Annotated in this window: 1 protein-coding gene; it reads right to left on the bottom strand. The window is 66.1% G+C overall.

Going from position 1 to position 15,429, the window contains the following annotated elements; all coding sequences use genetic code 11:
- Positions 1-2: 2 nt before the first annotated feature.
- On the bottom strand, positions 3-15,404 hold the full coding sequence (locus EGM71_RS00525; RefSeq protein WP_188487023.1) for a hemagglutinin repeat-containing protein: 15,402 nt from the start codon (positions 15,402-15,404) through the stop codon (positions 3-5).
- Positions 15,405-15,429: the final 25 nt, after the last annotated feature.

Below are 15,429 nucleotides of genomic sequence, written 5' to 3'. Positions count from 1 at the left end.
CATCATTTGAACTTGATCTCCACAATTCTATTGTTGTTAATCAGAGGATGCCTGATTTCAATAGTCCACACTGCGCCTGTCTGCTGGGCTGATGAAGAGAAGCTTCGCAGAGTAACCTTTGAACCGTCAGGCCGAGTTGCAACGTAGACATCACCTTTGCCGGGAATAGTCTTGACAGTCGGCATCGCATCAATTCCAGCCAACTCCTTGTAATACCCCATGACTTCCGGCGTCGACGCGCCGGGGAACACAGGCGCACCGACACTCACGGTCTGATCAGCCTTCAAGGTTCTTCCATTTACCACGACATCGAAATCTCGAGGATGAATTGAACTTGTATTGAATAGACCTTCCAATCTTGTCATTTCCGCATCTGAAACTCTTGTTCGTTCCGCTTGAGCGACACGCGGATCCGGTTTCACCGGATGAGGAATTGTTCCATGGTCTTTGATCTCGTCGGGCAACATGGGTGGCAACCCATCCGCCTTGGCGGCCTCACGCTCCAACGCCGCCAGCTTCCTGGCCTTCGCGGCCGCCCGCATCGCGGTGACATCACCCAGGCTGACCACGGCCAATGCGACGTCCAGTCCCATGTCGCCCTTGATGAAGCCGTTTGCTGCCACATCTGCCAGGTTCCACTTCTGGTTCAGGCCCAGCTCGTAGGTCGCCGCATCCCAGCCGTTCCCGAAGTAGCCTGAAATGGACGACCAGGCGCCGGCACCCTTTTCCTTCACGACACCCCAGCCGCCAATTTCGCCGATGCGCTGGAAGTCGTTCAAGGCCTGCTTGGTGCTCTCAATGGACATGTAGATGGCATTCATCTTCGCCATGTCCATGACCATTCCACCCGCGTTGGTCACCACGCCTGCTCCCGAGCCCACCTTGTCGAACAGCAGATTCAGTGCCGCGTTGGCTGCCGCCTCCTGTGTCTTCCCATTCAACGCGAGCATGCCGGCGGTGAATGGATCGCAGCGCCCTGCCGCTGCACAGGTGATCTTGTAACGGGCATCCAGCGAGGACGTATGCGTCAGCAGATCGGAGGCGACCTGGCCACCATTGCCCTTCGTCAGTGCCGCCTGGGCCAGATCAAGGCCATTGTCCTTGATCCATCGCAGATAGGCGGAATCATTCTGGGTAAGTGACCAATAGGCGTCACCCAGCTTCGTCTGCTCTGCGCGGCAGGCAGGCGAATCGGCAGCCGCGGTACATGCAGCAATCAGTGCCGCATTGCGCGCGTCCGACAGTGCTGCCAGCTCCTTCTGCTCGCCGCAACGCTTCCCGCTCTTCATGCAGCTCAGCATGGCGTCGAGGAACTGCATGCGCTCGGCATGATTCAGATAGTTGTTCTCGACGGAGTTCCTGGCGATGGTGGCTCCCAACGCCGCACCCATGGCTCCGTCTCCACCAATCCCACCTGCCATCGCGCCGACCGCCTGGCCCAATGCCTTGATCTGCTGTTCCTGCTCCGGAGTCAGCTGCCCGCCATTCTGCCGCGCGTAGTAGTCACCCAGGAATTTGGCTGCCAGTTCACCCCCTCCGGCAGCAGCGGCTCCGGTACCCGCCGAACCCCCATTCGCCTCCGCAAGCAGCGCGCCCAGAAGCGCATGCGAGAGCATCTGCATCGCCTCACTGGGGACGGCGCTCTGCTTGTTGGGATCGAATGTCTTTCCAATCAGCTCAGCGGCGTAGGGCGCGAGTGTGTTCGAGATGACCTGACCACCCGCCTGCCCTGCCACGCCGCCGACCAGCGCGGTGGAGACCGCGTTGAGCGCACGGCCATAGGTACCGTCGGGTGCCCACTTCTGCTGCGTGACCAGCGCATCAGGGTAAGAGCTGTCAAAGCCGGCAAGGGCGGTGTACTGGTCCTTGGGACTGAGGTTGGCAAAGGCCTCCTTCTCTGCGGCGCTCTTACCCTCCAGGTAGGCATCGGTGATCTTGTTGATCCCGTAGCTGCCAATGTCCGATGCGATCTGCTTGCTGGTGGCCAGTACTGTGCCTGCTGCGTTCGCCAGTGCCTGCTGGTCGGCCAGCATCTTGTTGGCATCAGGCATCGCCTCCAGCGCACGGTGTGCCGCAGCCGCATCGGTATTGACACCAAGTTCGGCCGCCGTGGTCTTCCTGCCGCCGATGGTGATATTGCCCTCGGTCAGTGTTGCACGCGTGCTTGAGCTGTCGCTGCCACTTTCATGCATCGGCAGTCCACCGCCGAACGCGACACCATCCACGCCGCCGAACGTTCCGGATTTGATGCTGCTGCCGATGCCTTGCAGCTGCTCAACCGCTCCCACACCCTTGTCCGTCGGGCCCTTGCCACTGCTGCCGAAGCCACCACTGATGCTGCCCGACGTGGCCTTGTAGTCCATGTGGTTCTGCAGGTCGGTGAACGTCAGCGAATCCGCAGTCAGTTCACTGTTGCCCGCATTGGTGCTGGCAATCGCGCCGCCCACCAGGTTCACGTGACCTGCATCGACGTGGTACCCGCCATTGCCGGCAAACAGGCCGCTCTGCTGGCCAACACCCTGATAGCTGCCGTTGGCCTTGCCCGCACTGGCATACCCGTCAGCATTCCATGCGGTACCGAACGACACCTGCACGCGACCGCCCACCTGGCTGTTCTTCGACATGCTCTCGGCGATGTCCTGCAGCGATTCGATGGTCAGCGTCCCGCCGGTCTTGACGTCGATGCGATCAGCGGTCGCCGTGGCACCACGCAGCGTGGTATCGCCCTCGGCCTTCATCGAAATGTTCTTGCCAGTCAGCGTGGTGTTCTGCCAGGTGCTGCTCTCGGCATTGGACTTGCTGCTCCCGACGCTCGCTTCGGCGTACACATACACACCGGTCTGCGCGCCCACCGCAACGCCCACGCCGACTTCGGCGCCGGCATTGCTGCTCTTGCTGCGGTCGGCCACATGCGCCTTGCCCGCTTCCAGCAGGATGTCGCCGGCCGAATCCAGACTGAGCGTGTTGCCCGCGCTCAGATTGCCCTGCACCACGTGGATGTCGCCCTGGGTACTGGTCAGGTTGACGTTGCCGCCACCCTGGATGGTGGAGCCGCGCGAGACCTGGCTGCTGCCATCGGCACTGCTGCTGGAGGTCTTGAAGCCGACGCCGGCCTCGGCACTGAGCAGTGCCCCGCCTCCGCCCTTGCCGGCCATGCTGGAGATGGCACTGGCCGCTTGATAGGCATTGGCACCAGCAGCAAGTCCCTGCATCTTCTGCAGGCGATCGTCGGACTTGCGCGCGGCGTCGACGTTGTTCAACAGATCGATCAGCGGCGACTTCACCCGCGCGAAGGCACCGATCTTCAGATCCTTGTCGCTCTGCGAGTAGTGACCGCTTTCGTCGGCGGTCAGCAGCTCGATCTCGGCAGCGGTGATGTTCACGTCCTTGGCGGCCACTACATTGCTGGCGCTCTGCGTGTACTTGCCACCTGCGGTGAGGTTGACGTTGCCGCCAAGGCTGCCGACCGTGCTGGCCACCTGTGAGACCTGCGCGCTGTCATCGCGATGCTGTTCGCGATGCCAGCCGGAGAACTTCTCGGTGTCGGAGATCTGCACAGTGCCGATCGCCTTGCTGTCCGAGCGGTTGGCATTGCTGACCGTATCCTGCCCGCTACGGATCGTCAGGTCGCCCGCGGCGCGGATGTTGACATCATTCTCAGCCGCGATGTTGGCGGCGGTCAGGCTGATATCACCCTCGGTGGTGGCCATGCGCACGCCACCACCGACCGACAGCTGCGTGCCGGTGATGGTGTCGCTCTGTCCGGCGCCATCGCTGCGTGAGTTGTTGGTGCCGAACGGCAGGCCTGCGGAGTTGGTGGCGATACCCCAACCCTTGCCACGGCTGTCGCTGCCACTACGCTCGGTGTTGTGCGCGACGTCGAAGACGATGTCCTTGGTGGCCAGCAGGACAGCATCGCCCTCGGCCGACATCTGCGCGCCCTGGCTGGTGATGGAGCCGCCGTTGGCGATCAGCGAGAGATTGCCGCCTGCATTGAGGTTGCTGACCCGGGCATCACTGCTGGAGTGGCTCTGGTTGCTGTTCGAGCGCTGGCTGCCGGCCGTGATCGCCGGCAGCACGGCGGCCACACCGGCCGCCACGCCTTCGGCGGTGCGCGTGATCCGGCCCATCATCGTGCCGCTGTCGGCCATGCCTTCGGTGGCCTTGTCGCGTGCGGTGCGGTAGGCCTTGGCGGGATCGTAGGTGACGCCCACCGAGAACCCGCTGGACTTGCTCGACTGGCTGGACTGGGTGTCCGCCGTATCCTGGCGGGCAAGCAAGTTGATGTCCTTGCCTACCAGGGTCAGATCCTTGCCCGCCGCCACGTCCGACGCTGAGAGGGTCAACTGGTTGCCCGCGTTGATCAGCACGCTGCCTTCGCGTGAGGCAATCGCCGAGCCGACCTGGGTGGTCGACTGCTCGGAAGTGCTGCTGCTGTTCTTCGAGCTGCCGTAACCGATCGAGGCGGTGCCATTGGAGAAGCCACCGGTGAAGCCGGACTTCTTCCTGCTCTCACTGGACTCGCTGCTGTGATGGTCTTCAGCGGAGGTGATCAGCACATTGTTGCCGGCGCCGAGAACGACCGTACCGGTGGCATCGACTACCGCACCCACCGCGGTCAGGTCACGGCCGGCGGTGACGCTCACGCTCTCGCCCATCAGACCGGTGCCGATCGCGTAGCTGTCGCTGCTCTCGGCATGGCGGGTGGTGGTGGTGCTCGAAAGTGTCTTCTTTTTCTTATCGTAACTGTCCAGGCTGAAGTCATGCGTCTCGCTGGCCGAGAGCAGGTTGACGTCGCGACCGGCGGTGACACTCAACGTGCCATCCGAGCTGGTGGCCTGGGTAGCGGTCAGATTGATATCGCGGTTTGCCCTCAGCACCATGTTGTCGCCAGCCAGCAACTGGCTGCCGCGCACGGTCTCATCACTCTGGCTGATCTGCAGCGAACTGCGCTTGCCGCCTGCATTGAAGTCGCTGCTGCGGCTGTCCACCAGCACCTGGCTGTTGATATCGCCGCCGGCCTGCAGGGCCATGCCGCCATCGGCCGTGATGCGGGTCGCAGCCAGGTTGATGTCCTTGCCCGCTGCCAGCACCACATCGCCGGCGCCCTCAATCGAAGTCACCGCGTGCGTGGTCTGGCTGTTGCTGGTGTGGTTGCGGCTGTCGTGGTTCAGCGCGCTGCTCTGGCCCAGCGTCTGTGCGCCGAGGTCCAGGTTGCCGCCGGCAACCAGCTGGGTGATGCCATCCTTGCCGGCATTGCGGATCTCCGCCGCCTTGAGGCCGATGTCACCGCCAGCCACCACCGACAGCACACCGTCGCCGCTGGGATGGGTGACATACAGGCCTGCCACGCGGTCGAGCGTGGTCTTCTGCTGCGACAGGCGATCGCCCTGGTCCTTCCATTCCGTGGTGGTCGAGGCCACGGTGATGTTGCCGCCGGCCTTCAACGCCAGCGCGTCGGTAGCCTTGACGGTGCTGCCGATGATGTCGATGTCCTGCCGTGCCGACAGGCCCACCTGGGCACCGCTGATCTGGCCACCGGACAGGTTGCGGATGTTGCCGGCATCGATGCTGACCAGCTGCCGGCCGGCAATCGTGCCGCTGTTGACCAGGTCACCGCGCAGCTTGACGTCCACCTCTGCGCCGGCCAGCAATGCGCCATCGTTGCCAAGGTCGCCCGGCAGCACCCGCAGGTAGACCTGCGGGACCAACGCGCGAACCACCGAGCCATCGGCGAGGGTGACGTCCTTTTCCACCAGCCAGACGATGTCGCTGGTCAGGCGTGCCATCTGCTCGGCCGTAAGCGCTACGCCAGGGCGCAGGCCCCATTCGCTCGCCACCGTGGCACCGGCCTCCAGCAGCGCGCGGTACTGCTCCTCGTCGCTGGCGTGGCCGGTAAGGAAGCGGCGGCCGGTGAGTTCGCCGATCTGTTCGCGCACCAGCTTCTGCTCGTAGAAGCCATCACCCAGGCGCTTCTGCATCTGCGCGGGATCGAAGCCGGCGCGCTGCAGAAGGTAATCCGAGCTGAGCCAGTCACGGTAGCTGGTAAAGCGCGGATCGGTTTCCACGATGTGGCTGCCACGGTTGGCGTCCACGTTGAACAGGCTGGCCGTGGGCGCACTGGCATTCGGGCGGGTGGTCACCACCACGCGCGGGTCAGAACCGGTCGTCGTGGTGGCCTGCTTGCCCTCCACGGCGGTGTTGCCACCACTTCCCGTGTGCTCCCCAGCGCGGACCGTGCCCGGGCCGTTGGCATTGGCCTGCCCGGCCTGTGCCGCACTGATGTCCTGCGCCGTGCCGGCACCGGTGCCGGCATTACCGGCCTGGCCCGGTCCTTGTGCACTGGCTGCATCCGCGCGCACACCGTCGGCCTGGGCTACCGCCTGCTGGTGGCCGCCATTGGCGCCCTGCGCCGCGCCGGCCGTGCCCGGCCCCTGCGCGTCCACGCTGCCTGCCCCCTGGCCGGTGCTCTGGCCAGGCCCCTGCACGCTGCCCGCGCCTGGACCGACCGCACCCGCACCGCGGCCGCCAGTATCCAGCTGCGCGGTTCCCTTGCCACCACCGGCGTTGGGGTTGCTGCCACCGGTGTTGTCGTTGCGCAGGTTGCCGACATCGATGGTGAGCTTGCCACCGGCCGTTATCGACGAACCCAACGCGCCGGTCTTTTCGGTGATGGGGGCCGCCTTCCAGCGGCTGGAGGAGCCACCGTAGGTGATGGACACGTTGTCGAAGGTACTGGTGCGGGTCAGCTGCTCGGCGGCATTGATCACCTCGGACTGGTCACGGTTCAGGCCGACAATGGCCAGGTCGCGACCCGCGGCGATGTTGGCGAAACGGTTCTCCAGCCGATCGGTGCTGATCCGCATGTTGCCACCCGCATTGATCACGGCGTTGTTGCCTGCCGAGACCACCACATCTTCCACGGTGGTGCGGGTGGCGACGCGGGTCTTCTCGTTGCCGCTGGTCTCCTGCGGGTGGCGCTGCATGTTGATCAGCGTCGCGTCCGGATTGTCATAGTCCGGATAGGTGATGATCTGCACGCAGGTGGTGGTGCAGGTGCCGTAGGCGTTGTTGTACCTGAGGGTGTCGGTCACGTACTCGACCGGCGGCGAACCGGGACCGCGGGTGGACAGGTCGCGGAACGGATCTTCTGCGCCCGCACCGAGCTGATCGGGGTTGTTGCGGTTGTCGGCTCGGCCGATGTAGTAGACCGTGACGGTACCGTCCTGCACGTTGAGGCGTTCGCGTGAAGCGCGCGCACCATACGCGCCGCCGCGGGCAAAGGCATAGGCGCTGGTGTTGCTGGTCAGCCGGATGACCGCCTTGCGGATCTGCTGGCCATCCGGCGTGACATACGGGGTGTCCTCGAGGATGTCCGACGGATCAAGGTAGTAGATCTCGTACGGCTGGTAGTTCGAAGTCGCGCGGAAATCCCGGTTGTTGTTGGTGGCGTTCTTGAACCAGCCGGGCTGCTCCAGCCGGACCGGCGCGTGCACGGTGGTGACCTTCTCCACGACTACGTTCTCGCGGATGTTGTTCACTGCCAGTGCGGACAGGTCCAGATTGCCGCTGACCTCGATGGTGGAACCGATGTTGTCCACCTTCTGGGCACTGCCTACCGCGCCCAGGCCGTTCAGGGCGCCGCCGATCGCGGCGTCGCCATCACTGAAGATCAGGCTCTTGCCGCTGTTGGTCAGCGTGCCGACGCCGAGGTCCAGGCGCTGGCGCGCGGCGATGGTGCCCGCACGGTCCGCGCCACCGATGTTGGCGGCGAGGTTGTTGAGCGATCCCGCCTGGATGGCGACGCGGTCACCGTAGATGCGGCCGCTGCCGATGTTGTCGACCGACGCGGCGGTGATATGGGTGACGTTGCCATCCAGCAGGCCGTAGTTGACCAGTGCGCCCCCCGCTGCAAGGCGGGTCAGGCCGATGCTGCTGATCTCGCCGGTGGCGGCGTTGGTGATGTTGCCGGCGTTGATGTTGACGTTGGCGCCCGCCAGCTTGCCGCTGTTGTCCAGGTTGCCCTGGATGGACAGGCTCAGCGTGCCGTTGGCCACCATCTCGCCGCGGTTGGTGTGGCTCTGGCCCAGCTCCAGGGTCATGTCACCCTGCGACATCAGCCGGCCGTCGCCGATGATCTCGCGGGTGCGGAGGGTCTGCTGCCTGCCGGCCGCCAGGGTGCCACCGCTGTTGACCAGAGTATCGGCGCGGACATCGGAGGTCAGCGCCGCCGACACCTGGCCACCGCTGTTGTCCAGGCGCTGGTTCACCTGCAGCAGCAGGTTGTCGGCAATCACCTGGCCGTTCTGGTTGTCCAGGTTGCTGGTGATTACCTGCAGGGTCTTGCCCTGCAACCCCAGCACAGGACCATTGCCCGGGCTGAGCGTATTGCGGTTGTCGACATGGCTGGCCTGCAGGTCGAGGCGGCCGGTCGCGGCCACGAGGCCGCCACTGTTGAGCAGCGCGCCCTGCAAGCCGATATCGGCATTGCCGCCGGCGGTCACATTGCCACCGCTGTTGGCCAGCTGCTGCGCGCGCAGCAGCAGGTCAGCAGCACTCACCAGCGAGCCACCGCCACTGTTGTCGATGTTGATGGCCTGCACGTCGGCGCCGGCCTTGGCGAACACGGCGCCGCCACGATTGTCGAGATCGCCGCTGCGGATCTGCAGCGTGCCGCTGCTGACGATGCCGTTGCCATTGGAACTTGCATTGGTCAGCCGCTGTCCCGCGGTGTTGATGCTGAGCGCCCCCGCCGACTGCAACAAGCCGCCGGTATTGTCCAGCGCACCACTGCGCAGCTCCGCATTTCCGGAAAGACTGGCAATGATCCCGCTGCGGTTGTCCAGCGCCTGGCCGCGGCTATCCAGCTGCAGGTCGTTGGCAATGATCCGGCCACTGTTGTTGTTCAGGCCACCGGCCGAGACCTGCAGGTGTTTGCCGGCCTGGACCAGGCCGCCGTCGTTGCGCAGCAGATCGGCACTGGTCAGCTGCAGATCCTGCCCCGCGGCCACGGTACCGCCGCTGTTGTTGATGGCCTGTGCCTCGGCCAGCAGCGTGCCTCCCGCGGACAGCGTGCCCTTGTCACTGTTGTCGAGCAGTCCGTCCACGCGCACGGTCAATGCGCTGTTGCCATCGCTGTGCACGGTGCCGCCACGATTGTCGAGCGTGCCCGCGCTGATGCCTGCGTTGCCTGTGGTCAGGATGCGGCCGCCGCGATTGTCCAGCGCGTGGGTGATCGCCAAGGTACTGCTGCCGCTGCCGGCGGCCTGGATCGTTCCCCGGTTGTTGAGCAGTTGCGCGCTGCGCAGATCCAGCGCGCCGTTGCCGGCAAGGGTGCCTCCGCTGTTGTCCAGCCGATCGCGGGCGGACACCTTCAACGCATCGGTGCCGGAGGCGATGATCGAACCGCCCGCGTTGAGCAGCGTGCCCGTATCCACGGCGATGCGGGCCGCGGACAGCGTGCCATCACGCAGGTCGGTGGTCTCGCCGGTCAACTGCAGGGCGCCATTGCTGAGCAGCTTGCCGCCCTGGCCATTCAAGGTGTGCGCGTTGATGGCCAGCGTGCCGGTACCGGCCTGCTGCACGGTGCCGCCGGCATTGCCGAACCGTGCGCTGGTCAGGGTCAGGTCGCCATTGCTGGCGATCAGACCGTTGCCGCCATTGTCCAGTGAGGTGGCGGCCTGCACGCTGCTGGCCTGCGTGCCCGTCGCCAGCAGCTTGCCGTTCTGGTTGTCGAAGCGGTCGGCATTGATGTTGAAGTGATCGGCACTGAGCGTGGCGCCGCGATGGTCCACAGCCATCGCATCCAGCTGCAATGCGCCTGCCGTGGCGATGCTTCCGGCGGCTCCATCCAGCTGGTCGGCATGCACGTTCAACACGCCCTTGCCTGCATGGACGATGCTGCCTGCGGCGTTGACCAGCTGCCCAGCATCGATACGCAGGTTGGCGGCATTGCTGGCGATGGTGCCGCCACCGTTGTTGAATCGGCCGGTGACGGAGATCCGGCTGTCGGACGTACCTGCCGAGCTCAACGTGCCGCCTGCATTCGACAGCGAATCGGCACTGATCTGCTGCGCGCCGTTGGCGGCAATGGTGCCGCCGTCATTGCCCAGCGCGCCGCGCACCTGCAGCGACATCGCCTGGTTGCCGGTGGCGTTCAGCTTGCCGCCCGTGTTGTCCAGCTGCCCGGCCTCGATGCTGACCTGCTGCGCGGCAGTGGTGCCTGCGCTGAGATCCAGCGTCTCACCCTTCAGCTGCAGCTCGCCGTTGCTGACGATGCGGCCGGCGTGGCCCTGCAGTGTGGTGGCATCGATCTGCAGCAGGCCGTCGCCCGCCTGCTCGATGCTGCCGCTGCGGTTGTCCAGCGAAGCCGCCGCCACCTGCATGCCCGCGCCGCTGGCGATGGTGCCCTTGTTGCTGTTGTCGAGCAGGCCATCGGCCTTGACCACCAGCCGTGCTGCGCTGTGCAGCGTGCCGCCCTGGTTGTCGATGCTGCCGGAGGTGATGCCGAGCCCGCCGTTGGCCACGATGCGGCCGCCGCGGTTGTTGAGGTCCTGGCCGATGATCAGCTGGCTGGCCGCCGTGCCAGCGGACTGCAGCGTACCGCCAGCGTTGACCAGCACGGCGCTGCGCAGATCCAGCCCACCGTTGCTGGATACGGTGCCGCCGCTGTTGTCGATGCGCTCGCGCGCGCTCAGCCTCAGCATGTCGCTGCCGGTCGCAGTGAGCGTACCGCCGGCGGTGATCAGGGTGCCGGTATCCACCTCGATCCGCTTGGCCGAGGTGACACCCGCCCGCAGGTTGGTGGTGGTGCCCTTGAGCAGCAGGCTGCCATTGCTGACCAGCGTGCCGCCAGTACCGTCGAGCGTTCCGGCGTTGATCGACAGCACCCCTTCGCCGGCGTGCTGCACGGTACCGCCGGCATTGCCGAACACCGCCGCCTGGACATCCAGGTCGCCGTTGCTGGCCAGCAGACCGCCCTCACCGTTGTCCAGGTTGCCGACCACGTCGATCCGGCTACCCTCTGCACCGGTCGCGATGACCTTGCCGGCCCGGTTGTCGAACGACTGTGCGTCCAGTTCGATGCGCTCGGCCTGCAGGGTGGCGCCGCGATGGTCCACGCTGCCCGCCTGCAGGGTGATGCCGCCTGCGGTGGCGATAGTGCCGCCCTGGCCATCCAGTTGCCCGGTGCGCAGCAGCAGGCCCTGGGCGCCAGCGTGGCTGAGCGTGCCCTTGACGTTGGCCATGCTGCCAGCGTCGATCTTCAGCGCCGCACCATTGCTGGCCAGCACGCCGTTGCTGTTGTCGAACAGACCCGCTACCTGAAGCTCGGTAGTGGCGCTGCCTGCCGAACTGAGTGTGCCGCCACGGTTGGAGAGCTCGCCGGCTTCGATGTGCTGGGCACCGTTGCTGGCAATGGTGCCCGCGTCATTGGCCAACCGACCGCTGACCTGCAGCACCAGCGTCCCGCTACCGGTCGCGCGCAGCGCGCCTGCACTGTTGTCCAGGCTGTCGGCCACGATGTCGAGCTGCTCGGCCGCCACGCTGCCGCCGCGGAGGTCCAGCGACCCGCCCTGCAGAGACAGCGCGCTGGCAGCACCGATGCTGCCGCCCTGGCCCGACAGTGTTTCCGCCTCGATGTGCAGGTTGCCGTTTGCAGAGATCGCGCCGCTGCGGTTCTCCAGCTGTGCGGCCCGGATCGCAGAGGCCGCTTCACCCGCTGCAATCAGCTTGCCATGGTCGTTGACGAAGCGGCCTGCGCGTACATCGACGGCGCCATTGCTGCCCAGCGTTCCGCCGGTATTGTCGAGCAGGCTGCGGGCCTGCAGTTGCAGTGCCTGGGTGCCAAGCGCACTCAGTTTGCCGCCCGCGGTGATCACGCTGTCACCGTCGATGCTGATGCGTTGCGCGGTCGTGGTGCCATCGCGCAGATCGAGCGTGTCGCCCTGCAGGTCCAGCGAACCGTTGCTGAGCAGGGTGCCACCGGCGCCGGTCAGTTCCTGCGTGGTGATGGCCAGGCTGCCGGAACCGGCCTGCTGCACGGTTCCGCCGGCATTGCCGAAGGTACGCGCGTGGATATCGAGATCGCCATTGCTGGCGAGGGTGCCGCCATTACCGTTGTCCAGCGCGCCCTGCACGCGCAGTGTATTGCCACTGGTGCCGGTGGCGATGATGCGCCCGCCGCGGTTGTCCAACCCGGTCGCCGTGATATCCAGCTGCGCGGCAGCCAGCGACGCGCCCTGGTGATCGACCTCGGCCGCAGTGAGTTGCAGGGCACCGGCGGTGGCGATCTGTCCCTTCGCCCCGTCCAGACGTCCCGTGTCGATCACCAGGCCGGCGCTGCCCGCATGGCTAAGGGTTCCGTTGGCATTGACCAGCGTGCCGCTCTTCAGCTGCAGATTGGCCGCATTGCTGGCGATGCTGCCGCCGCTGTTGTCGAGCGTGCCGTCGACCCGGATCTGCGACGCTGCAGTGCCCGCCGAATTGAGCGCACCGCCGCGGTTGGACAGCGCGCCCGCCTGGACCTGCTGCGCGCCATTGGCGCTGATGCTGCCGCCGTCGTTGCGCAGCAGGCCCTGCACCTGCAGCTGCATCGCGTTGTTGCCCAGTGACAACAGGCTGCCGCCGCTGGTGTCCAGGCCCGTGGCAGTGATCTTGACGTCACGGGCGCGGGTGTTGCCCTTCTGCAGGTCCAGCTGCTGCCCGCTCAACTGCAGATGGCCGTTGCTGGCGATGCTGCCGCCAGCGCCCTGCATGGTGGTCACCTCGATCTGCAGCGTGCCGGTGCCGGCATGATCGATGCTGCCGCCCTCGTTCAGCAGGCCATCGGCCTTGATGTCCAGATCGCCATTGCCGGACAGCAGGCCGCGCTGGTTCTGCAGCCGCTGGCTGGCATGGATGTGGCTGGTGCCGGTGCCTGCGGCGATCAGTTTGCCGCCATCGTTGATGAGGATGCCGCCGTTGATGTCCAGCGCACCATTGGCGCCGACGGTGCCGCCGCTGTTGTCCAGGGTGCGCGATACCTGCAGCTGCAGCGCGTCGCCGCCCGTCGAGGTCAGCATGCCACCGGCGGTGGTCAGGTCGCCGGCGCGCACATCGATGCGCTGCGCGGCGGTGGTGCCGTTGCGCAGGTTCAGGGTATCGCCGTGCAGCTGCAGGGTGCCGTTGCTGAGAACAGTGCCGCCCTGGCCCTGCAGGTTGGCGGTGGCAATGCGCAGGTTGCCAGCGCCCGCCTGCTGCACGGTGCCGGCAGCATTGCCGAAGGACGCTGCATCGATCTGCAGGTCGGCATTGCTGGCCAGCAGGCCACCGTCGCTGTTGTCCAGGTGATTGCGGACGTTGAGCGTACTGGCCTGCTGCCCGGTGGACAGCACGCGGCCGCCACGGTTGTCGAAGTCCTGTGCGGTCAGCTCGAGCTGGCGGGCGACCAGCTGCGCACCGCGGTGGTCGGCACGGCCCAGCTGCAGGCCTGCCACGCCAGCAGTGGCGATGCTGCCCTGCACGCCATCCAGCACCCCCGCACGCAGCAGCAAGCCCTCGCTGCCAGCGTGGTTGATGCTGCCTCGCGTGTTGACCAGGGTGCCGATGTCCAGACCCAGGTGCGCGGCATTGCTGGAGATGTTGCCCTCGCTGTTGTCGAGCTGGCCAATCGTCCAGGTCGTCTCGGCGCTGCCACCGTGGGCAAGGCTGCCGCCGCGATTGATCGCCGACTGCGCCTTCAACTCGAAACCACGGGCGAAGGTCATGCGGCCGCCGCTGTTGTCCAGCTGTTGCACCTGCGCGCTGGCCGCGCCCTGGACCTGCAGGGTGCCACGCATGTTGCGCAGCGCTTCTCCCTGCACCTGCAGGGTGCTTGCGCCCAGCATGCCGTCGCTGTTGTCCAGGCTGTTGCGGGCGCTGAGCTGCAGGTCACCACTGGCTTCAATGCGGCCGCCATCGTTGCTCAGGGTTCCGGCGATGTTGAGCAGGCCGGTTGCCAGAGACGGGAGCGGCGTGACCGGCGGGGTGCCGGTGCCAGGGGAGCCGGTGCCCGGAGTACCCGTGCCTGGCGTGCCGGTGCCCGGGTTGCCGGTGCCCGGTGTTCCGGTTCCCGGCGTACCCGTGCCCGGAGGGGTGCCGGTACCCGGCGACGCACTGGCCACGTTGCCGATACGGCCCTGCAGATTGCTGACGTCGGCCGCCTGCAGCTGCAGCGCCTGCGCTCCAAGCTGTTCGATGCTGCCACCGCGGTTGCGCAGCGCATCGGCATTCACTTCGATGCGCCGTGCGTTGAGCGTGCCGCCGCTGTTATCGACGTCTGCCGGGGTCTGCAGGCGCAGCTCGCGCTCGGCACTGAGCGTGCCTGCATTGGCGATACCCGCGCTGGCGTCGATGCGCAGGTCCTGCTGCGCATGCATCGCGCCGGTGTTCTGCAGCCGGCCGTCGGCGGTGACCACCAGCTCGCCGGCCTGTGCGCCGATCTTGCCGGCATTGCTCACACCCACGCCGTGTTCGTTGCCGACCAGCCAGATGCGGTTGGCATACATGCCACCCAGCGCGCCCACATCCAGGGCAAAGGTGGGCGCCGCAGATGCAGGCTTCTGCAGCTGCACGCTGCTGTGGTCAGCGCTGACCACGTTGCTGCCCAGGCTGGCCTGCAGCTGGTTGGCCCAGATGCCGGCGTTGACCTGCAGCGAACGGGTGATGATGTCGGTGTAGTCGGCGCGACTGGTATCCAGGCCTGCGCCACCGACACCGATGCTGCCGCCCTGCACGCGATAGCCCTCCAGCACGCCATTGTTCACGATCGGCGTACCGGTGGTGAGGGTCACCCGGCTGGCATTGAGGAAGCCCGCGCCATTGACCTGGATGCCGGCCGGGTTGGCGATGACCACCTGCGCCCGCGCACCCGCCACTTCCACATAGCCATTGAGGTGGCTCGGATTGCTGCTGTTGACCTCGTTGAGGATGACGCGCGCGGTACCTGTAGCCAGCCACGGATTGCCCTGTACCCAGCCGCCCAGCTGGGTCTGCACCTCACCGCGCGAGTTGTTGAGGATGACGCCCTGCTGGCCGACGTCGAACTGCTGGTAGGTATTGCGCGACACCCCACCAGCGCTGGGCGTGGTGATGTTCACCTGGGGCGTGCCGTTGGCCGAGGTGATCACCGTCGGGCGCTGGTTCGCCGGCGCGCCGGGGTCTGCGGCAATTCGGCCCGGGTCGGCCGGCGCCTGCTGCGCGGACAACGGCTGCACCAGACCCACCCACCCCAGCATCAGCCACAGCGCGAAACTGATCGGACGTAGCGTGCTGACCGAACGGCCTTCGCGATTGTCGGCGCCGCCGTGCGCGGCGTTGACCAGCTCGGACACAACCTGCATGACCCCGAGCGTACGGTTGAAGACCAGACGGTAGATTTTGTTCACGGCGCTGATTCCTTTCGGTGCTGTT

This window comes from Stenotrophomonas maltophilia (assembly GCF_006970445.1).
GTDB lineage: Bacteria > Pseudomonadota > Gammaproteobacteria > Xanthomonadales > Xanthomonadaceae > Stenotrophomonas > Stenotrophomonas maltophilia_AU.
The sequence above is the reverse complement of the archived record's forward strand: the minus strand, read 5'-3'. Positions and strand labels throughout refer to the sequence as shown.